General features: G+C 56.0%; 21 protein-coding genes and 2 tRNA genes. 6 read left to right on the top strand and 17 right to left on the bottom strand.

Annotated features, from left to right (window positions below; all coding sequences use genetic code 11):
* The first annotated feature begins 12 nt into the window (after positions 1-12).
* The 6 genes from IPN69_20635 (at position 13) to IPN69_20610 (ending at position 7201) form a co-directional block, all read left to right on the top strand.
* Entirely contained in the window at positions 13-1323 is a 1311-nt protein-coding gene (locus IPN69_20635; GenBank protein ID MBK8813118.1) for a VWA domain-containing protein, read from the top strand.
* Between the two features lie 191 nt (positions 1324-1514).
* The gene (locus tag IPN69_20630) at positions 1515-3896 is read left to right on the top strand and encodes a hypothetical protein (GenBank protein MBK8813117.1); all 2382 of its coding nucleotides are present in this window, start codon (positions 1515-1517) and stop codon (positions 3894-3896) included.
* A 181-nt stretch (positions 3897-4077) separates the two neighbouring features.
* A complete protein-coding gene (locus tag IPN69_20625; GenBank protein ID MBK8813116.1) occupies positions 4078-5196 on the top strand; it encodes a DNA double-strand break repair nuclease NurA in 1119 nt (372 codons plus the stop codon).
* Positions 5193-5465, top strand: a complete 273-nt coding sequence (locus IPN69_20620) for a hypothetical protein (GenBank protein ID MBK8813115.1) — start codon at positions 5193-5195, stop codon at positions 5463-5465. Before IPN69_20625 ends, IPN69_20620 begins: the two co-directional genes overlap by 4 nt.
* 100 nt (positions 5466-5565) lie before the next feature.
* Positions 5566-6159 (top strand): hypothetical protein, encoded by a 594-nt coding sequence (locus IPN69_20615; protein MBK8813114.1) that lies wholly within the window; start codon positions 5566-5568, stop codon positions 6157-6159.
* A gap of 112 nt (positions 6160-6271) precedes the next feature.
* Entirely contained in the window at positions 6272-7201 is a 930-nt protein-coding gene (locus IPN69_20610) for a hypothetical protein (GenBank protein ID MBK8813113.1), read from the top strand.
* Here IPN69_20610 and IPN69_20605 read toward each other — a convergent pair.
* From IPN69_20605 to IPN69_20525, 17 genes are all read right to left on the bottom strand, one after another.
* Entirely contained in the window at positions 7198-7920 is a 723-nt protein-coding gene (locus IPN69_20605) for a 16S rRNA (uracil(1498)-N(3))-methyltransferase (protein ID MBK8813112.1), read from the bottom strand. The genes IPN69_20610 and IPN69_20605 overlap by 4 nt on opposite strands.
* The gene (locus IPN69_20600) at positions 7920-8525 is read right to left on the bottom strand and encodes a hypothetical protein (GenBank protein ID MBK8813111.1); all 606 of its coding nucleotides are present in this window, start codon (positions 8523-8525) and stop codon (positions 7920-7922) included. Before IPN69_20600 ends, IPN69_20605 begins: the two co-directional genes overlap by 1 nt.
* On the bottom strand, positions 8522-9001 hold the full coding sequence (locus tag IPN69_20595; protein MBK8813110.1) for an adenylyltransferase/cytidyltransferase family protein: 480 nt from the start codon (positions 8999-9001) through the stop codon (positions 8522-8524). Before IPN69_20595 ends, IPN69_20600 begins: the two co-directional genes overlap by 4 nt.
* Before the next feature lie 5 nt (positions 9002-9006).
* A complete protein-coding gene (locus IPN69_20590; protein ID MBK8813109.1) occupies positions 9007-9993 on the bottom strand; it encodes a hypothetical protein in 987 nt (328 codons plus the stop codon).
* An 89-nt stretch (positions 9994-10082) separates the two neighbouring features.
* On the bottom strand, positions 10083-11051 hold the full coding sequence (locus IPN69_20585) for a VCBS repeat-containing protein (GenBank protein MBK8813108.1): 969 nt from the start codon (positions 11049-11051) through the stop codon (positions 10083-10085).
* A 206-nt stretch (positions 11052-11257) separates the two neighbouring features.
* Positions 11258-12799: a S8 family serine peptidase gene (locus IPN69_20580; GenBank protein ID MBK8813107.1), complete on the bottom strand. Its 1542-nt coding sequence runs from the start codon at positions 12797-12799 to the stop codon at positions 11258-11260.
* Between the two features lie 87 nt (positions 12800-12886).
* Positions 12887-12963 (bottom strand) — tRNA-His (locus IPN69_20575).
* A gap of 109 nt (positions 12964-13072) precedes the next feature.
* Positions 13073-13149, bottom strand: a tRNA-Arg gene (locus tag IPN69_20570).
* Between the two features lie 45 nt (positions 13150-13194).
* Entirely contained in the window at positions 13195-13878 is a 684-nt protein-coding gene (locus tag IPN69_20565; protein ID MBK8813106.1) for a (d)CMP kinase, read from the bottom strand.
* 148 nt (positions 13879-14026) lie between these two features.
* Positions 14027-15064, bottom strand: coding sequence for a low specificity L-threonine aldolase (locus IPN69_20560; GenBank protein ID MBK8813105.1), 1038 nt, complete (start codon positions 15062-15064; stop codon positions 14027-14029).
* Between the two features lie 30 nt (positions 15065-15094).
* Positions 15095-15529, bottom strand: a complete 435-nt coding sequence (locus IPN69_20555; protein ID MBK8813104.1) for a hypothetical protein — start codon at positions 15527-15529, stop codon at positions 15095-15097.
* Positions 15530-15815: 286 nt separating this feature from the next.
* Positions 15816-16868, bottom strand: a complete 1053-nt coding sequence (locus IPN69_20550) for a 2-oxoacid:ferredoxin oxidoreductase subunit beta (protein MBK8813103.1) — start codon at positions 16866-16868, stop codon at positions 15816-15818.
* Between the two features lie 60 nt (positions 16869-16928).
* Positions 16929-17123 carry a hypothetical protein gene (locus IPN69_20545; protein ID MBK8813102.1) on the bottom strand — a complete coding sequence of 65 codons (195 nt, stop codon included), beginning with the start codon at positions 17121-17123 and terminating at the stop codon, positions 16929-16931.
* Positions 17107-17403, bottom strand: a complete 297-nt coding sequence (locus IPN69_20540; GenBank protein ID MBK8813101.1) for a BrnT family toxin — start codon at positions 17401-17403, stop codon at positions 17107-17109. Before IPN69_20540 ends, IPN69_20545 begins: the two co-directional genes overlap by 17 nt.
* Positions 17404-17428: 25 nt before the next feature.
* Positions 17429-19228 carry a 2-oxoacid:acceptor oxidoreductase subunit alpha gene (locus IPN69_20535; protein ID MBK8813100.1) on the bottom strand — a complete coding sequence of 600 codons (1800 nt, stop codon included), beginning with the start codon at positions 19226-19228 and terminating at the stop codon, positions 17429-17431.
* A 142-nt stretch (positions 19229-19370) separates the two neighbouring features.
* Entirely contained in the window at positions 19371-21161 is a 1791-nt protein-coding gene (locus IPN69_20530; GenBank protein ID MBK8813099.1) for an FAD-dependent oxidoreductase, read from the bottom strand.
* Positions 21162-21308: 147 nt separating this feature from the next.
* Positions 21309-21836, bottom strand: coding sequence for a redoxin family protein (locus IPN69_20525; GenBank protein MBK8813098.1), 528 nt, complete (start codon positions 21834-21836; stop codon positions 21309-21311).
* Position 21837 lies beyond the last annotated feature (1 nt).

Genomic DNA, 21837 nt, shown 5'->3' with positions numbered 1-21837 from the left:
TATCCTAAGAAGATGAAGTTCATCCGGTATTCCAAATTCAGCGGTTTTGACGTTTTTGGCGTCGATCTCGGGTCGTTGATGGACGCGTTGTCCGAATCCTTGCTCGATTCGGGCTACAACGAGGATTACTGGTGGACGCGGCAGCGCAACGAGATGGACGATTCGCTTGATGCGCTGCGGAAGGCGATTCTCAAGGGTTTGCTCGATCAGGGCGTCCTCGACGAGGTCGATGTTGAAAAGTTGCTCGCCGAGAACGACGGGAAATTCAGGGGTTCGCTGCTCGAGCAATTGATCAATCAGCTGATCGAACGGCTCGTCGAAGAAGGTTATCTCGATCTCAAGGAATCCGCCGAGCCGCGCGCCGGGCAGGCCGGTGGAGGAATCGGCGAGGAAGCGCCGCGCGACGTGCGCTTTCAGGTAACGGAAAAGGGGCTCGATTTTCTCGGCTACAAGACGCTTCAGAAACTGCTCGGATCGGTCGGGAAATCGACCGTCGGACGCCACGAGACGCCGCACCTCGACACCGGAATCGAAGCGTCGCTCGGGTCGAAGGCCTACGAATTTGGCGACACGATGAACCTCGACGTCAACGCGACCCTGCTGTCGGCGATCCGGCGCGAAGGACTCGGTGTGCCGCTCAACCTTGAGTATCGCGATCTGCACGTTCATCAGCAGGATTACCGATCGTCGTGCGCGACGGTCGTGATGCTCGACTGCTCTCATTCGATGATCCTTTACGGCGAGGACCGCTTCACGCCGGCCAAAAAGGTCGCGCTCGCGCTGGCGCATCTGATCCGTACGCAGTATGCCGGCGATTCATTGCGGATCGTGCTTTTTCACGACGGCGCCGAGGAATTGCCGCTCGCAAAACTCGCGACGACGCAGGTTGGCCCGTTTCACACGAACACCGCCGAGGGACTCAAACTCGCGCGGCGGATCCTGACGGCCGAGCGCAAGGAGATGAAGCAGATCGTGATGATCACCGACGGCAAGCCGACGGCCGTTTATCTCGACAAGAACAATCCCGCGTTGCTCGATTTCCGCCGCCGTTCGGGTTCGGAAACTGACGGCCGGATGCTCTATAAAAACTCGATGGGCAATGATCCGTTCGTGATGGCCGAAACATTCAAGGAAGTTCAGGCGTGCCGCAAATCGGGGATAATGATCAACACCTTTATGCTCGCGAGCGACTGGCATCTCGTCGAATTCGTCAAAAAGATGACGTCGATGACGCGCGGCAAGGCATATTTCGCGAACCCGAACAATCTCACTGAATTCGTCCTGATGGATTTTATGAAACGCCGGACCTCGCGAGTGAAATGATGCTCGTCCGCTTCGTGGGCGGACCGTGTCTCAGTTTGCGGCTAAGCGAGGGTTTCGGGGCGGCGGACGGCCCGGAAAGTCCCGTTCCCACAACTTGAATTCCTCGCCTCCGAAACGTGTTGACCGATTCCTCAAACGAGCATATTCTGAGTTAAATACCAATCTCTCAATCGAGAAAGGAGACCTGCCAAATGACTCGCGTTTCACTTCGACTTTTCATCTCGACCCTGCTTGTTGCATTCGTTTCGACATCGATCTTCGCGCAAACGACCGATCCGGACGGGCGAGCACTCTACGAACATCTCAAGGCGTTCGATCTGACCGGCGGTAAGGCCGAGGTCAGCAATCTCGTGCTCCAGCGCGACCGCGGCGTGATGACGTTTACGGGCACTTTCTATTTTACGTCGGCTTTCGCCGGTCGTGTCACAGGCGCGGTCTTCGTCGGGCAAGGCAGTTTCAAGGCGGATGTCCCGCCGAGCGACTTTGAAAAGGCCAACGTCAAGCGAATGATCGGCGCCGATGTTGTGGAATCCGATTTCAAGACGGCGATCCTGCGATTCTCGGATGACACCTTCGACATTATCGGCAAGAACAGATCGGACGGCGCGGGCGACGAGTCCGCTCGCAAACTCGCTGCCGATTTCAACCCGCGACTTTTGAAGGAAACCGGTGCGAACATCGCTTCGCGCGTCGCGCTCTCGATCGTAAACAATGAGACTCCAGGCTTCTTCTGCGCCACGTTCGACGGCGGCAAGCGCGAACGGTTCAGTTTCCTGCTGGATCATCAAACCCGCATTCCGACGGCATTCTTTGAAATAAATGGCGGCGAAAAGGGGATGATCTTCGCATATCGCGGCTCGATCTACGGCAACGACATCTGGATGGCATTCTACAATCTCGATGATTATCAGCGCCGCATCGTCGCCTATTCGGACCAGAATGATCTGGTCGATATCGAATCGTACAGGATGACGATTGACCTGCGGACGCCGAAGACCAAACTCGGACTACGGACGACAATGGTGATGTCGGCCCTTATCGACAATGTTCGGGCGATCACGTTTTCGGTCGGTGAATCGCTGGGCGAATTCGACGATTCGCGTTTGAAGAAGCAGCTGCGGCTGAAGACCGTTCGGTATGCCGGTTCGACTCAAGGATTCGTCCAGGAAGATTGGGAAGGCGGATTTACGGTTTTTCTCGGGACCGGGCTCAAGGCCGGTCAGAAATTCGAATTCGAAATGGACCTCGAAGGCGATTTTGTCCGTCAGCCCGGCACCTATGCCGAAACCCATTACCCGCGCGACAACTCGACGTGGTACCCGCATCACGGGTACCTCGACCGCGCGACCTACGATATGACGTTCTGGCATTCGAAAAGCCTCAAGATCGCGGCCAACGGCGTTCGCCAAAGCGAGACACTCTCGCCTGAAGACAAGGACGTGATGCAGACGCGCTACACACTAAATATCCCGGTTTCATTTGTCACTTTCGCGCTCGCGCCGTTCAAGCGGCAAAGTGAGGAAATCAAATGGGATAACGGCGACAAACCGATTCTGCTCGAATACAATTCAGTGACGTTCATTCCGATCAAGGAGGACTTCATCCTGGCCGAACTGAACAACTCGGTTCGCTATTTCCACGCTCTCTTCGGTAAATATCCCTACGAGAACTATGGCGCGGCATATCATCCGTTCGGATTCGGTCAGGGGTTTCCGTCAATGCTGATGATCCCCGATACGGATTATGCCAACAAATATACGTTTGCCTTCATCGCGCACGAAACGGCGCACCAGTGGTGGGGAAACATAGTCGCGTGGCGATCGTATCGAGACCAATGGCTGTCTGAGGGATTCGCAGAATACTCGGGGGTTTTGTACACTGCGTTTCGCAAGGATCCAAAAGCCGCGCGAACTCTCGTCGATCAAATGCGTGATTCGCTGAAGCGCCCGCCCGAAACGCGGACCGGGATCGGAAAGGGAAAACTCTTCGAAGTCGGGCCGGTCATCTTGGGCCACCGACTTGATACGAGCAAGACTTACGGCGCATACGAGGCGCTGATCTACAATAAAGGCGCGCTGATTCTTCGAATGCTGCATTTTCTGTTTACCGATCCGAATACTGGTAACGGCGACGCGTTCTACGCGATGATGAAGGATTTTGTTGAGCGCCATCGAAACAAAGTCGCGTCAACCGACGACTTTCGGCGGGTCGCCGGGGAGCATTTTGGGCGAACGCCGATCGGGAAGCGTTTCGGAATCACTGACCTCGATTGGTTCTTTCACCAGTGGGTCTATGAAAGCGGAATGCCTTCGTACTCGATGGAATACACGCTCGAGGATCAACCGGACGGCTCGGTGATGCTGAGTGGAACGATCAGCCAGGAGAATGTCCCTGACGATTGGGCGATGGTTCTGCCGGTGGTCATCGATCTCGGCAACAAGCGGGTCGGAATGTCGCCGGTGGCCGCCCTCGGACCAAAACGCCCGTTCAAGCTGAAATTGCCTTCGCGTCCGCAGAGCGTCGAACTCGATCCGGATCGCTGGGTGCTTTCCGAAAAGACAACCTCGAAATGAAAATTGCATCCGACCGTCCCTTGGTTATTCGATTCGGTCGGAAATGATGGGTAATTCGCCTCGATTGAGATAGAATTCTAGAGAAATCCGGAACCGGGGAACCGAACTGCTTTATCACGAATTACTAAAACAGGAACTGGAAAAGCAACGCGACGAGTTTGCGTTGCTGGCGGTTGCGCGCGTGGCGGATCTTGAATCGTATGCGTTGAAATTCGCGAAGCTTGCGTCCGGTCCAAATGACGAGTTCGATTCGAAGGTCGGCGGCGCTCGCGACTGCGGCGCGTTTCCGAGTGGAGAATTGCGCGCCGCGAAGGATTTTACCTTCCGGTTCACGGAAAACTGGACGAATCACGAAGACGCGCGCCTTTGGGCGTTTCAAATCCTCGAAGGCCGCACGACCTTCGCCGCCGACGGCAGCCAGCTTTTCTTCGAAAGGGAAGTCTCCATTCCCGTCGCGGCGGTTCAAATCGGCTGGTTCGAGAACGCGCATCAGGCCGATTCCGTCTACGAAAAGAACGCGAGATTCATAATTCTCTCGCCGACCGAATTGCTGTCGGCGGACGAGCCCGCGATTCCTGAAACGAGGGTTTCCAACCGCCGCTTTCGCGAAGAGGTCGAAACGGCGCTTGATTTTATGCGCCGCAAAGAAGGCTGGCAGCAACGCGGCGAACGGATGCCGCTTGCGTTTTACGACGGCACGATCTTTTTGTCGATCGCGCTCGAGAGAACGCAACTGCAGACGCAGATGATCGACAAACTCGTCGAGCTTGTCCGGGTCTCGGAAGCGACGCGCGTGCCGATCGTCGGCTACGTCGACCGGAGTTTCGCGCGCGATCTGATGACATTGACCGACAAACTTGACGGACGTGAAGGTCCGGCGGTGCGGACGATCGACGACGTTTCGATAATTCGGAGCTTTGCATTGAAGGGTTGGGGCGACCGGACGCCGTACTTTTTCGGACGCCGCCGCGGACTCGAAGCTTTTTTCGACGAGGCTTCGGGCGAGTCGGTCGCCGGATTCGTCTATCTTCAGACGACTGCCGAGAATCCGCCGGCGCGGATCGACGTTCCGTCCTGGATATATCGCGACGGGCTTCTGGACGAAGTGGCCAATGTCGTGCGCGCCGAGTGCGTCGTCGGGCTCGGTTATCCGTACGCGCTCGAGACGGCCGACCAGACGGCCGTCATCACGGTTCGCGACCGCGAGGTCTTTCTGCAGGCTTTGCAAGGATTTGCGAAAGGGAATAGTCTTGATTTTCAGATCTCGCGCAAGGCTGCGAGCAAGGGGCGCCGGCGATGAACTCCGATCTCTTCGAGCAAGGCAATAATGGCGCGGCGCAGACGGCGTGGGCCTGTTTGGTTTACTCGCTCGTCCCATATCTGGGAATTCTCTTTGTGCCGTTCGCTTTGATCTTCGGCGCGTTTGGCTATGCGGCCGTCGTCCGGAAGCCCGAGATCGGGGACCGCCGGGTCGCGATTTTCAGCGTTTCGATGAGTTTCGTCGTGCTTGGCGGACAGATCTTTCTGTGGTGGCTGATGTTCGCGGTGCCGGAATTCAATCGCCGGTGAATGCGCGTTGCGACTTAGTTCCGCGATTCGCCTGGCGTCGCGCCGGGTTCGCGAAGATCGCTTAACCCGATGCCGGGTGAAGCGGCAAAATGAACAATTTATGAAGATCGCCAAGATCGTTACTTCGAATTCGCATCTCGATTATGTTGCGCGCGTCGTCGATTCGCTCGACGTTGCCGAACCGCCGCACGGCGATGAATTCGGTTTCGCGCAGTTTGTGGCGTTGACCGTCGACGACTCGCTGGAGTTGGTCGGCGTAATCTACGACACGCGCCTGATCAACCCGGAATACTCAAATTTCGGCCCGCGGCTGAGTCCGAAGCCGGATCTCGCGCATTTCAGCCCGGATTATCTAAACGAACAAGGGCTTTTGATCGGAATTCTGCTGCTCGGAAGCCGCGACGCCAACGGCCGCGCGGTCCAGGGCGTACCTCGCCGCGCCGTGCCTGCCGGCCAGGACGTGGCCGCAATTTGTCCGGATGAGGTTCTTCGTTTTCATCTCGACGAAGAAGGCGAGATCCAAATGCATTACTATTCACAGATCGTTGCCCACGCACGGGCTTTCGCCGTGCCCCTGCTCGAAGCGATCATCGACCAACTCGGAACGCAAGCCGGCGAAGAAGGCCGAAAACGGCTCGAAGTCCTCAAACAATCTTTGCTCTGGCAACGTACGATGGGCGGAATACGTCTATAGATTTGGGATTTGGGATTTGGGATTTGGGATTTGGGATTTGGGATTTCGGATTTGGGATTTCAGATATTCCAGATTCCAAATTCCAAATTCCAAATTCCATTGAATCTGGAAGATGTTGAATTCTTGGAATCTGGAATCTCTGGAATCTCTGGAATCTGGAATCTCTGGAATCTGTAATCTGGAATCTCTGGAATCTGGAATCTGGAATCTCTGGAATCTGGAATCTGGAATCTCTGGAATCTGGAATTTCTGGAATCTCTGGAATCTCTGGAATCTGGAATCTGGAATCTGGAATCTCTGGAATCTGGAATCTCTGGAATCTGGAATCTCTGGAATCTGGAATCTGGAATCTGGAATCCCTGGAATCTGGAATCCCTGGAATATCTTGAATCTGTGGAATCTGTGGAATCTCTGGAATCTGGAATCTCTGGAATCTGGAATCCCTGGAATCTGGAATCCCTGGAATATCTTGAATCTCGATCCTGGAATTGATCTTATGAAAAAGCTATCACTTGTTTTGTGTTTGATCGCGGGTGTTTCCGCGGTCGCGTTTGGGCAGCCGCGGCCGGCCGAGAAAACGAAAGAACCTGCAGCAGCTGTACGACCGGCGCCGGCGTCGTTTGTGGCGAAATATGAAGGCGGAATGTTCGGCTACAGCAGGAAAGAAGAGGGAACTTTGAAATTTGACGACGAGAACGAGAGGCTCGTTTTCCTCGGCAAGGATCAGAAAGAGAAATTCGCGATCCCTTACAAGTCGATGCTCGTCGTGTTTCCGCAGTCGCAGTCGGTTCAATCGACGACCGGAAAGGTCGTCAGCGTTATTCCATACGCCGGGCTGCTTGGCGGTTTTATCAAGGAAAAGCGCCAGTATCTGATCGTCAACTTCGACGATCCGGACGTCGATGCGAAGGGAATGGTGAATTTCAAACTCGCCGACCGAGAATTGCTCGATTCGGTGATCGCCAAACTTGCCGAAGAGGCTGAGTTGAAACAACGCGGCGAGGCCTTTTATCGTCCGAAGGCCGTAAAGATCGAAGACTAATTCAAATCGCCGAAACGGTGCTGAAGGATCGACACGATCGATATCGCCGCCGTTTCGGCCCGCAGGATTCTCCCGCCCAGGGTAATTAAGGAAAAACCAACGTTCTTCGCGAGTTCGAGTTCGGCGTCGTCCCAGCCGCCTTCGGGACCGGTGACCGCGGTCATTTTCGGCAAAGCGTTGATCTCGCTGAACAAGCTGCCTGAGCGTTCGGCGAAGAGAATCACCCCACTTTCGCCATTTCGGGAACGACAAAACTCCGCAAATTCCTGCGGTTCGGCGACATCCATCAAGCACGCCCGACCGCATTGTTTAGAAGCTTCGAGCGCGATCTTTCGCCAGCGTTCGACGCGTTTTCCAGCGTCCTTCAGTTTGACGTCCGTGCGCCGCGTGGCGAGCGGAATAAGGCGCGTCACGCCGAGTTCGACCGCCTTCTGAACCACGAGGTCGAACTTCTCAGACTTCAGAAGCGCGGCGGCGAGTGTCAGGTCGAGGTTCGATTCCGGCGCTGCCGGATCGATCTCGCGGATGACGGTCAGTCGCGTTTCTTTCTTGAGAATCTCGTCGATCCGCGCGGCAAACTCGCGTCCGAGGCCGTCGAAGACGGCTATCTCCTCTCCAATTCTTAGCCTGAGGACGTCGCGAATATGGCGCGTCTCGTCGACTCCAAGCGTTACCGATCCGTTTTGTTGCGGGCCGCCGCCGGCGTAAAATCTTCGCATCAATCCGCGGTTTCCGTCGTTTCAGGAAACCTCTCCTTAAAGTCCTTGGAATCCAGACGAAGCGTCAGCCAGTTTTCGAAAATCTCCGGCGTTTGCAGCCAGAGCGTCAACCACTCCGCGATCTCGACCAGTTCCGCGCGTCGTTTGGGTTCGAGCCGCGGATTGAGCGAACCGTCGACGGCTCGCGACTTCGCTTCGAGAACGCGTTCGCGCAGGCGCTTCAGGTCATCGGTACGTCCTTCTTTGAGAAAATGCCGACGCCGCTTTTCGACGGCGCGGGCCATACCGATCGCGGCTTCGACGCTCTCAAAAACGAGCGGAAGGTCCCGTCCCGCCTGTTCCTGAAGCGGCTGGCGGCGGCTGACAAAGAGCTCGAGGATCTCCGAATGCCGAAGTTCCGCGCCTTCGTCGGCGAGCAACCGCGCGATGACCATCGGCGATTCGACAGCCCCGGCGCCGAATCTGTCGGCGACGGCCGTTTCGATCGCTTCGATCTCCGCGGCGCCGACGCTTTCACAGTCGAGCTTTTCCCAAACCTCGATGATGAGGTCGTTTTTGGTGCGCGAAACCCACATATTGGCGAAGCGCGGTTGAAGGAGACTCAACCGCCGCTGACGATCTTGATGAGATCCGACGACGAATGATCCTTCGGGTCGCCGACGATTGCGACGCGGCCGCCGTGTTCGCGGACGATCTCGCGTTCGGGCACCGTGTCGGTCGTGTAATCGGTTCCTTTTGCGTGGACATCGGGCTTGAGCGCGCGGATCAGTTCCGTCACCGTCGGTTCGTCAAACACCGTGACATAGTCGACCATTCGGAGCGCCGCGACGATCTCGGCCCGCTCGGTTTCGGGGATGTACGGTCGACCTTCGCCTTTCAACCGACGAACCTGTCTGTCCGAATTGATGCCAACCACAAGGACGTCGCCTAATTCACTCGCTCCCTGAAGGTAACGTATGTGGCCGACGTGGAAGAGATCGAAGCAACCGTTCGCGAGCACGACCGTCGCTCCGTTGGCGCGGTCGCGGCTGATGCGTTCGACAAGTTCCGGGCGCGAAAGGATTTGTGCGTGTTCGGTCATAGGAATCATTCTGCCGGATGCTCTCCGTTCAACGATCGCAACAGCTCGGCTGGCGAAACCGAGGCCGTTCCTTTCTTCATCACGACAATGCCGCCCGCGTGATTCGCGAGATTGGCGCTTTCCGCGAACCCGAGCCCGCAGGCGAGTCCGAGAGAGTATACGGCGATGACCGTATCGCCGGCTCCGGTGACGTCGATCGGTTCTTTTGAGCCGATCGCCGCAAACGTGCGCGGCGCCGCATTACGGTCCGTTAAAAGCATTCCGAGGTTCCCGCGGGTTACCAGCAACGCTTCAAATCCGAGGCGCCGGCACAATTCGGCGCAATCGTTTTCATCGAAATTCTCGCCAAGTATCTGCTCGACCTCGTCTTGATTCGGCGTCGCCGTCGTCGCGCCTGCGAATTCGGCAAGCCGGAACCGCGAATCGACGATCAACGGTATGTTGCGTCTTTTTGCGATTGTCGCGGCGAGTTTTCCGACGGCGCCATCCGCGGCGCCGTAATTGTAATCCGATATGACGATCGCGTCCGCGGTTTCCGACGCTTCTTCGAGGTTCCGATGGATGTCCGCCACCACATCGTCATTGAGCGCGTTGTTGTTCTCGTAGTCGATCCGAATGACCTGTTGGCGGGCTGCGTAATGCTGGCCGGCGAGAACGCGGACCTTTGTCGTCGTCGAAAAATCCGGCGAAACCACGACGCGCGTGCAATCGACGCCCGAGTCTCTCAATCGTTCCAACAGGTCGCTTCCGGACCGGTCGTTTCCAACCACACCGATCAGCACCGATCTAGCCCCGAGCGTCGCGATATTCGTCGCTGCATTCGCGGCGCCGCCCGCGAGCGTTTCGGTCTCGTCGTGGCGAAGAATGAAGACGGGCGCTTCCCGCGAGACACGGCTGATCGTTCCGCGCAGAAACTGGTCGGCGACCAGATCGCCGACGATGACGATCGTCTTATCGCGGAAGCTCTTCTCGATCAATTCGGCAAAGTTCATGCGTAACCAAATTACTATAACTGCGGCCGCAAACAAAAAGGTTGAAGACCGTTAAGTCTTCAACCTGAATTTTGACCATTCTGAAAGGATCAATGCGTGTCGTATGCGGCAACCGGGAAATCTGATGCGAGACCCCACTGGGTTACGTTCAGCAAACCGTCCGAACTACGGAGAATGTAGAAGCTCCCGTTCGAATCGCGCCAAATCGCCATATCCGTTTTGCCGTCGCCGTCATAATCGTTCTGCGCGTTCAGGTCCGAACCCGTGATGCCGTAGGTTTGGGCTGTGACACCGCTATCCGAACTTCGCAGGACGTACCAGACAAGACCGGCAGTCGGGGTCGCGCCTTCACGAACGACTGCGAAGTCGGTTTTGCCGTCGCCGTCATAATCCCCGGGAACGACGAGGTCGTTGCTAAGTCCGAATCCCTGAACGGTCAGGCCGCCGTCGCCGGTGCGAAGAACGTAAAACGTCGACTGCGAGGCGGCATTTGCACCGGGACGCTGGATCGCGTAGTCGAACTTGCCGTCACCATCATAATCACCGCACGCAGTGTAGTCGGTCGCAAGACCGAATTGGGCAGATTGAAACGCGTTGTTCGAACTTCTCCAGACGTACCAGATCATCGCTCCGTTCGTGCGTCGGACGACCGCGTAGTCGGTTTTGCCGTCGCCGTCGTAGTCGCGGGCGACCGGCTCGTCGCCGGTGATGCCGAACTGGAATGCGACAAACGTGTTGTTCGAACTGTTCAGACGATACCAAACGCCGTCCGTATCACGCCAAACCGAGATGTCGCCCTTGAAATCGCCGTCGAAATCGCCCGGGGCCATATAGTCGGAATTTGCCAGCCCGAAGGTTTGGAAAATGAAGCCGCCCGCGCTTTTGTTTACGTACCAAACATTGGTGCTGGGTCGGAAAACCGTGAAATCAGCCTTATTGTCGCCGTCAAAGTCGAGCGCGCGGCGCAAACTGACCTGTGCTGTCGCTGAAGCAACAAAGAGAACGATAACGGCAAAGAGAACACCGAATTTGCCGCAGTTGGTCAAAATACTTTTCATTTATTCTTCCTTAGATTTTTTTAATTCCTACAAAGGCGTTAACGGCTGGGACGTCAAACTCCAACGAGAATGTAGAATAATACTACTTTAGACTCTCCGTTTGCAACATTATTTGCCGGAAACAATCGCAACCCACCAAGTTGATTCTGCGTTTTAGACGCACACAGCTTAAATAAAGTTGGAAAACGATCGAAATTTCTCAAATTCTAGTTTCGGGACTGGTTCACCGTAAGGGTTTGGCCTCCGATCGTGATCGTTCCGGTTCTTGATGTCGTCGTTGACGTTGCGACGCGAAACGTCACACTCCCGTTTCCGCTAAGCACCGCCGGGCTCGAAACGAACAGCCAGTTGTTGTTGCTCTTGACCGAATAGTCGCAATTTTGAGCGGCGGAAACGTTGATCGTAAAAAAGCCGCCCTTGAGTTTGACGTTGAGCGAACCCTGCGAAAGGTTGAACGAGCAAACCGTTTGATTCTGCAGCGCGTTGAAGACGTTCATCCGCCCGCCGCTCTTGACGAGTGATGTCCACGCCGGAAGCTGATCGACGGAGTTCATCAGAGTAGCCTTGAGCGATGCGGTCGAAAGTGCCGGATTGTAGGCCGAAAGCAGCGCCGCGGCGCCGGCCACGTGGGGCGTCGCCATTGAAGTTCCGCTCTTCGAGCCATAGCTTGTGTCGGAAGTGAACGTCGTGCTCAGGATCGACGAGCCGGGCGCCGCGAGATCGACGCTCGTCGTTCCGAAATTCGAAAAACTCGACATCGCGTCGGTCGAAGTTGACGACGCGACCGAAAGGATGGTCGGAAGGTCGTAGCTCGACGGGTAATGCGGCGCCCCGGTGTCTATGTTGCGCGCATTGTTGCCGGCCGCGAAAACATTCAGGACGCCGGCGTTGCCGAGCGCGTCGAGCGCGTCGCGCGTCGCCTGATCGTAGCCGCACGCTTCCGGGCAGTCTCCGTACGAGTTGTTCGTGACGCGGATGTTGACCCCGCGGAGTTTCATCAACCGCACGTAATTGTAGGCGTTGACGAGCATCGCGGACGTCGAATCGGCAGCGCCGGCGCTGTAGATCTTGATCGTCATTATCTTGACGTTCCAATTGACGCCGACGACGCCGACGGCGTTGTTGCCGACCGCGCCGATCGTGCCCGCGGTGTGCGTTCCGTGACCGTTCTCGTCGACCGGATTGCCGTCGTTGAAGCGAAAATCGTAGCCGTAGAAATCGTCGATGAAACCGTTAAAGTCATCATCGACGCCGTTATTGTTGATCTCTCCCGGATTGATCCAGGAATTCGCCGCCAGATCCTCGTGCGTGTAGCGGCTGCCGGTGTCGATGTTCGCCACGACAACGCTCGAACTCCCGGTCGTCAGATCCCACGCCGCCGGCGCGGAGATCTTCGTCATCCCGTACAAAGTGCCGAACTGCGAATCGTTCGGCGTCGCCGCGAGTCGGTAATAGAAATTCGGCTGAACGGCCTCGACCTCGCCGGTTTTCGCGTATGCCGCCATCGCCGACTCGACCGTCAGTCCGTTCGGGACCCGAACGCGGACCCATCCGAGATCGCCGAGTTCTTCGAGCAGCGTCGCGCCAAGCCGTTCATTGAGACCCGTACGAAGTTCCGTTTTGCTTCCTTTCGGGAACTTGACCAGAATCTCGTCCGGAACGAAAACGGCGGACGACTTCTGCGCTCCCACGTCGGCTACCATAAAGAAGACGAATATCAGGAGAAGGGCGTACCGAATTTGTTTCATAATAACTCCGCGATGATCTTTATCGGGCTGGCGTAATTATAGTTTGGACAAAAGCAGAATCACAAACCCGAGCGGGAAGGGTAGAAATGGGGCGACTAGTGGGACTTGAACCCACGACATCCAGAACCACAATCTGGCGTTCTAACCAACTGAACTATAGCCGCCATAGGGACGATTTGGGATTTTAGATTTTGGATTTTGGATTTTCTAAAATCGAACACATATCTTACATTCAGCTAACCAAAATCCAAAATCAAAAATCAAAAATTGATCTGGCGCCCCCGGCACGACTCGAACGTGCGACCCACAGCTTAGAAGGCTGTTGCTCTATCCTGCTGAGCTACGGGAGCCTGTAAAACATCGAACTGAAATCTTAGCGAGTACACCGGGCGAAGTCAACCATTTGCCGTCGTCTTTGCCGTTGTCTCGACTATCGCGATCATACGCTCAAAAACTTCGTTCAAACCGAGATTGCTTGTGTCGATGGTGATCGCGTCGTGGGCGATTACGAGTGGCGAGTCAAGTCGGGTCGAGTCGCGCTTATCCCGCTCAAGGATCTCGTCGAGAGTATGTTCGTGGCTGACGGCACGGCCTTTTTCCAGATCCTCATCGTAACGCCGACGCGCGCGGGCCTCGGCGGCGGCCGTCAGGAAGAATTTGATATCGGCGTTCGGAAATACGACGCTGCCGATGTCGCGCCCGTCGAGCACCGCGCCGTGCGCGGATGTCAGACCCAACTCACGCTGATGTTCGACGAGAATCCGCCGGACTTCGGAGATCGTCGAGACGATCGATGCGGCGTTTCCGACCTCGTTCGTTCTGATCTCGTCGGTCACGTCCCGGCCGTTGAGGAAAATCTGCAGGTGTTCCGGTTCGCCGACGAGCCTTATCTCGCAACCTTCGGCGATTCGCGCGATCGCCCCAACGTCGGTCAGGCTGATGCCTTTTTCGAGGACCGCGAAACCGACAGCGCGGTACATCGCACCGGTGTCGAGATAAAGAAATCCGAGTTTTTTCGCGAGAAGCTTTCCGAGTGTCGATTTTCCGGCTCCCGAAGGTCCGTCAATGGCAATAATCATAAGTCAGTAGTCAGTCGTCAGTGGTCGGTGATCAGTCGTCAGTGTGGTGCGTGATTCAAGTCACCGTCAGTTCGGAGTCCCGCCTCGGGCGGCTTGGTTTGGACTCGACTCCTCGCAATAGATCCACACACCGACCAACGACCACCGGCTACCGATCACCGATCACAATTCGTAACGCTGACAGCGTCGTTTCGATATCGTCACCGGATACGTCGCAGTGGGTCACCATCCGGATCGCCGGGCCGAAGGGGATCGCGTGGATGTCCTGCGATTTCAGCTGATTGCAGATGGCCGTCGACGATTTTCCGGTACCGGAAACATCGAAGATCACGATGTTCGTCCGGACGTTCCCGACGTCGATCGAAATGCCTTCGATGTCCGCGACACCCTCGGCAAGCCGTCGCGCGTTTTCGTGGTCGGTATGGAGGCGTTTGGGCGATTCGTCGAGCGCGATCAGTCCGGCCGCGGCGAGAATTCCCGCCTGGCGCATTCCGCCGCCGAAACGTTTCCGCCAGGTGCGGGCTTCGGCGATGAACTCCCGGTTGCCGACAAGGATCGATCCGACCGGTGCGCCGAGTCCTTTCGAGAGACAAAACTGTACCGAATCGCACGATCTCGTCAGATTCGCGACCGATTCATTCTGCGCGACCGCCGAATTGAAGATCCGCGCCCCGTCGAGATGAACCGGAATCCCGAGCGCGTGCGCGTGGCGGCAAATATCGTCGGTTTCGGCCGCGCTCATCACGCTTCCGCCGCCGAAATTATGCGTGTTTTCGAGGCAGATCAAACCGGTCGGACAGGCGTAGTACGGTTGGTTTATCCGGAGCGCGCCCTCAATTTCCGGCCACGTCAGCATACCGTTCGGATTGGCCGCGCGAACGGTTCGGACCATAACTCCCGAGACGATCGCCGGCGTCCCCATTTCCCAGTTGAAAATATGTCCGCGTTCTTCGACGATGATCTCATTGCCTTGTTTGGTGTGAAGTTTGACGGCGATTTGGTTTCCCATCGATCCGGTCGGAACGAAGAGCGCCGCTTCTTTCCCAAAAATCTCGGCGGCGCGCTCCTGAAGGCGGTTGACCGTCGGATCCTCGCCGTAAACGTCGTCGCCAACTTCGGCTTCCGCCATCGCACGGCGCATCGCGTCGGTCGGTTTCGTAACTGTGTCGCTTCGCAAGTCAATCATTGCTCGGAGTTCCGCCTTCAGGCGGCCTTTTCACTTTTCTCCAAATCTCTTTTCCAAGGACTTTCGAAGTCCCTTCGTCCATCTTGAATTCAGACAAGATTCGCAACGGCCCTTCCGGTACTTGCCGATTATCTTTAGAAATCCGTCAATTTCGGCTTCATCCTTTATTCCAAAGTCAAAAAAATCGTGACTGCCGACGGACACGATGACGCGTTTTATTTCATTTGTCTTGACAAGTAAATAGGCAAATTCGCGATCACCGATTTTCAACGTTTTCGTCCACTCCATCGGATCCTTATAGACTTCGAACGGCGACTGGATCAAACCCGCGGCAAAATAGATCTTCGACGTCGCATCGAATTTTTCAATGTAACCGGTCCAGGCGTCCATGTAATCCTTCTCCATGTACGCCCAGTATCCGCGAGGCAGTTCGATGTAGCCGTAAGGCGTCAGTTGGACGGTCATTCCAGCTAATTCAGCGCCAGCAGGGGTGCTCTCAGTTTTGGGTTCGATTTGCTGCGCTACAGCGAATGTGCAACCCAGTAGCATCGAGATGGCGACCGCAAGAACGTACTTCATCGATAGAATCAGCGGCGGAGCCGCAGGAAAAGACCAATCACAACTCGGAAAGGCGGAGCCTTTCCGCACATCCGGGCGGCAAGCCGCGTCACTTAATTTGCGATCAAATCGACCGCGTTAGTCCCCTCGGGCTGGCGGAGCCAATCGCAAATCGAAAATCGCAAATCGCAAATCACCTCAGTCCCGCGCAGATCGCCTCGAGCGCCTCGCTGCCCGGGCAAAGCTCCTTCTCGGTCAGTTTGTTGAGCGGCGCGTCGCAGGTCTTCAGATAATCGTGCAGGTCCTCGCTGTCCTGTTCCATATAGAGCAATCCAGTCAGGATCTCGCCTTTCGCTTTCGCGTGCTGAACGGCATTGATCGCCGAGATCCGGTCGAGCGGATCCCAATCGTTCTCGAGTTTGTGGAGCGCGATCGTCGTTCCGTCGTGCATCGTCAGCATCTGCGTCGTGCCGGGCGCGTATTCTGTTTTGATCTCGCGCTCGATCGGGACGAAATCGATCGTCGAGGTTGCTTCCATATGTTCGCGGACGTAATCGTAAGATTTCGTCGAGCCGAGATTGTTGTTGAAAGTGACGCACGGCGAAATGACGTTAAGAAACGCGAATCCCTGATGCGCCATCGCGGCTTTGATGAGCGGGACCAGCTGATCTTTGTCGCCCGAGAAACTTTGCCCGACGAACGTCGCGCCGAGTTCGATCGCAAGGCTTGAAAGATCGATCGCGTCGAACGGGTTGACGCTGCCCGACTTGTTTTTCGATCCGGCATCGGCGGTCGCCGAATCCTGGCCCTTGGTCAGTCCGTAGCAACCATTGTTCATCACGATGTAGAGCATATTCAGGTTGCGCCGGATGACGTGAATGAATTGGCCCATCCCGATCGAGGCGGTGTCGCCGTCGCCCGAAACGCCGAGATAAAACAGCTCTTTGTTCGCCAGATTCGCGCCCGTCGCGACCGACGGCATGCGGCCGTGGACCGAGTTGAAACCGTGCGAATTATTAAGAAAATACGCCGGGGTTTTCGATGAACAGCCGATTCCGGACATCTTCGCTACCTTGTGCGGCTCGATGTTCAGCTGGAAACAAGCCTCGGCGATCGCCGCCGAGATCGAATCGTGTCCGCAGCCCGCGCAAAGCGTCGAGAGCGAGCCTTCGTAGTAATCAACCGTGTAGCCCAAGTCATTCTTGGGCAGATGCGGATGTCGGAATTTTGAACGTACGTATGACATTGGTTAATTCTTAATTGTTGATAGCGACAAACCCCCAGCTGGCAAGACCTGGGCGTTGTCTTAAAACTCAATCAGCTCCTTGTCTTTTCTTAGCAGTTGATTGACCACCGAGCTCGGTTCAGCGTTATTTTTCTCCGCCAGTTTCTTGATGAACTCCGCTATTTCGGGTTCTAAATAAATCGGGAGATTGAACTCGCCGTCGCCGTTAAAGAACTTCCCGCGTTCGCCTTTCCCAAAATCATATTCCTTCTTCATACTGCTCCAGTTCATTCGACGTCGCTCGTCTGGATGAGACGATTCTGATTGTACAATATCCGGCATCAACCCGTTTGAAGGTGTGAACGACAACCAGAACAACACTGCTGGTGTCGCAACCGACTGAAATCCAACGATCCTCCGAATCGCTGTGTTCCATGTCCGGAACAGAAAGAATGTGCGGATCGCGGAATATGGTCGAAGCCCGTTCGAAGCTAACTCCGTGCTTTCGCCGATTCGTTTCGGCTTTGCGAGAGTCCCAAACAAAATCAAACCGCAATGCAATAACCTCCCGTTAGCCCGCGTCAGAGCGATTTCTTTATCGCACTGAAAATAAAATCCGCCGTGATCGGCATGCCGTCGAAATTGAGCACCGAAACAAGCTTGTTCGGATCCGTTCCGAGTTCGATCATCATCAGGCTGCGGAACTGCGCGTCGCGGTTCTGCTCGACGACGAAGATCTTGTCGTGCGCTTCGACGAAATCGCGGAACGCTTTGCCGAAGGGAAACGATTTCGGGCGCATCGCGTCGATCTCAACACCGTCGGCGTGCAGCATTTCGATCGCCTCTTCCGCCGAGTAACTCGACGTGCCGAAATAGATCACACCGGTCTTCGAGCGGTTTTCGGATTGCCTGAATTCAGGCTCCGGAACAAGCTCGGCGGCTGTCTCGAATTTGCGCGCGAGCCGTTCCATATTCTTCTGATATTCGGCGCTGTCTTCGGTGTAAACGGCGTATTCGTCGCGCGAACTGCCGCGCGTCACGAATGCGCCTTTCGTCGGATGCGTCGCCGGGATCGTGCGATAGGGAATTCCGTCGCCGTCAGGGTCGAGATAACGCCCGTAGCGCGTCGTCAGCGCCTCGAGCGCGGCCGTGTCGAGGACCTTGCCGCGGTCGTATTTTCGATTGTCGTCCCATTTGAGCGGCCCCGTGATATGGTCGTTCATCCCGAGATCGAGGTCCGTCATCACGATCACCGGAGTTTGAAGCCGATCGGCGAGATCGAACGCCTCCGCCGTCATTTCGAAACACTCTTTCGGAGACGCCGGGAGCAACAGAACGTGTTTCGTGTCGCCGTGCGCGGCGTATGCGGCCTCGAGAATGTCCGACTGCTGGGTGCGCGTCGGCATACCGGTCGACGGGCCGGTGCGCTGAACGTCGACAAGGACGCACGGGATTTCGCTGAAATATGCGAGTCCGAGAAACTCATTCATCAGCGACACGCCCGGTCCGCTCGTCGCCGTAAACGCGCGCGCGCCATTCCAACTCGCGCCGATGACCATCCCGATCGCCGCCAATTCGTCCTCGGCCTGGACGATCGCGACGTTCTTCTTGCCGGTTTCGTTGCAGACGCGAAGTTTATTGGCGTATTTCGTGAACGAATCGACGACCGACGTCGACGGCGTGATCGGATACCACGCGGCGACCGTCGCGCCGCCGTAGATCGCACCGAGTGCGCACGCCGAATTGCCGTCCATCATAATCGCGTCGCCGATCAGATCGCGCCGTTCGATCCGCAGTTCGAGCGGGTAATCGAAGTGCGATCTAACGTAATCGGCGCCGAGGTTCAGCGCCTTGACGTTCGGTTCGATGAGCTTTTCCTTACCCTTGAACTGGCTCGCAAGCAGGCTTTCGAGCACCGAAAACTCGATGTCGAAAAGCGTCAGAAGCGCGCCGACGTAAATGATGTTCTTGAAAAGCTGGCGCTGGCGCGGATCGCTGAAATTCTCGTTCGAAAGCTGCATCAGCGGGATGCCGATGTAGTTGATGTCGTCGCGGATGTACTGATCGTGCAAAGGCTTCGTCGAATCGTAAAGAAAATAGCCGCCCGGACGAACGTCTTTGACGTCCTTGAGCATACTCTGCGGATTGACAGAGACCATAAAGTCGATCCCTTCGCGCCGTCCGAGATGTCCTTTTTCCGAAACGCGCACCTCGTACCACGTCGGCAATCCCTGAATGTTCGACGGAAAGATGTTCTTTGGCGTCACCGGCACGCCCATTTTGAAGATCGCCTTCGTAAACAGGGAATTGGCCGAAGCCGAACCCGTGCCGTTTACGTTGGCGAATCTGATTACAAAATCGTTTACTCTAAGTTCGCTCATAAAGGACTGACTGGAGCGCAAGCGTCCCCGCTTGCAAACGTCGCGAAAGCGGCGTCACCGCGATTGATTTTCTGGCCTGAAAGCGTTTCGTGCGCCTTCGCGCTACGCGCTCATTGCAAGCGGGGACGCTTGCGCTCCAGTCCTATTTTCCGCACCCTGAATACGTCTTCGTCACGTTGTAAAAGAACTTCTGCATATCCCACGCGGCGGTCGGGCAGCGTTCGGCGCAGAGGCCGCAGTGGAGACAAACGTCTTCGTCCTTGACCATTACGCGCGTCGTTTTCAACACATCGGAAACATAAAGATCCTGTTTCAGATTCAGCGCCGGAACCTTCAATTTGGCGCGCAGAGCCTCTTCGTCTTCCTCGTTGCCCGTAAAAGTGATGCACGACGTCGGACAGACATCGACGCACGCGTCGCATTCGATGCATTTCGCTTCGAAAAAGACAGTCTGCGCGTCGCAGTTCAGACAGCGTTGGGCCTCTTTGAAACCTTCAAGCGGACTGAAACCCAGTTCGACCTCTTTCTTGCGATCCTTGAGCGTCTGTGATTTATCGGCCTGCGGGACGATGTAACGGACATCGTGAGCGATCTCGCTGTCGTACGCCCACTCGTGAATTCCCATCTTTTGACTGACGAGATTAACAAACGGCGCGAGCCTGTCATTCACGTCCTCGCCCTGGCAGAATCTATGCATCGAAACCGCCGCCTGATGTCCGTGCGCGACCGCAGTGATGATGTTCTCCGGACCGAACGCCGCGTCGCCGCCGATAAACACGCGCGGGTTCGTCGTTTGAAACGTGATGCGGTCGACGACCGGCATATCCCATTCGCCGAATTCGACCCCGGCATCGCGCTCGATCCAGGGGAACGCATTCTCCTGGCCGATCGCCATCAGCACGTCGTCCGCCTCGAAAAAAACGTCGGGTTCACCCGTCGGGATGAGACTGCGTTTGCCGTTCGCGTCGTAAACCGCTTCGACCTTCTCGAACGTCATCCCTTTCAATTGCCCGTCTTCGACGACGAACGATTTCGGAACGTGATTGTCGAAGATCGGAATATCCTCGTGCATCGCGTCCTCTTTTTCCCACGGCGATGCTTTCATATCGGCGAAAGGCGAGCGGACGACGACCTTGACGTCCTCGCCGCCGAGTCGGCGTGATGTGCGGCAGCAGTCCATCGCAGTGTTGCCGCCGCCGATGACGAGCACGCGGCGGCCGATGGATTTCGTATGCTCGAATGCGACGCTCGAAAGCCAGTCGATGCCGATATGAACATTCTCTTTCGCATCCCAACGTCCGGGCAATTTCGGCAGATCTTTGCCGCGCGGCGCTCCCGTTCCGATGAAAACGGCGTCGTAATCCTGCGCCAAAACTTCCTTCAGACTGTCGACATACTTGTTGAATTGAGTGTGAATTCCAAGATCGAGAACGTAGTTGACTTCTTCATCGAGAACGGTTTCCGGCAAGCGGAACGACGGGATCTGGCTGAGCATAAAGCCGCCGGCCTTCGTCTGTTCGTCGAAAAGATGTATCTCGTAACCGAGCGGCGCAAGATCGCGCGCGACAGTCAAAGACGCCGGACCTCCGCCGATGAGCGCGACCTTCTTGCCGTTTGGAGCAAACGGCCCCTGCGGCATCATATGCTTGACTTCATCCTTGTTGTCCGCGGCGACCCGTTTCAGCCGGCAGATGGCAACCGGTTCAGCTTCGACCCTTCCGCGGCGGCAGGCAGGCTCGCACGGACGGTCGCAGGTGCGCCCGAGAACGCCCGGAAAGACGTTCGAGTCCCAGTTGATCATATAGGCTTCGGAATACTTTCCTTGCGCGATCAACCGGATGTATTCGGGAACCGGAGTGTGTGCCGGACACGCGTATTGACAGTCAACTACCTTGTGAAAATACTCGGGATCTTGGATATCGGTCGGTTTCAAAAGCGTTTACCCCTTGAAGTTTGTTCGGATTGTGAATTTGTGTGCATTCGCATCGGGTCTTCAATAATATAAGTTTTTTTGATTCGCACTTCAATGCGTTGAGGACGGGTTTTGAGGTTTTCAACGAAAAGTCGGCGGCGTCGAATTCTACTTTCTGAGAACCTTCTCGATCCGTCTGCGAAGCACTTGGCCGTTGACGACGCCGTGCTTGAGATAAACGAGTTTGCCGGCCGAATCGTAGAGCATAGTCACCGGAAAACCGCCCGAATAGCGCGGAGCGATTCGTCGGATCGAGCGCGTGATCTTGCGCCGGTCCTCAAGATCAAGGAGATACGACGGCATTTTTGCCTCGTAACTCTTGAGAAAATCGCTGACTGCCGTATCGGCGACCGAAACGTTGTCGATCGAGACGAGCGCGAAGGTCAGGCCTTTCGCCCGAAATTCGTTGTCGATCTTTACAAGTTCCGGAAACTCCGCGCGGCAAGGACCGCACCAGGTTGCCCAAAAATTGACAAGGAGCGGCTTGTCGGAATCCCGGACAAGAGCGCGCAGGCCACCGGCGTCCAAAATCGTCGTTTTCACCGCGTCCGGCGCGATGTCTTTTTGAGCCGCCCCCGCAATTGCGAGGAACGCCAATACAAAAATGCCCAAAACGAATCTGATCATTCCGAGCATT

The sequence above is a fragment of the Acidobacteriota bacterium genome (assembly GCA_016715115.1).
Lineage (GTDB): Bacteria > Acidobacteriota > Blastocatellia > Pyrinomonadales > Pyrinomonadaceae > JAFDVJ01.
Note: the sequence above shows the minus strand (reverse complement) of the source record. Positions and strands in the feature narration are given on the sequence as shown.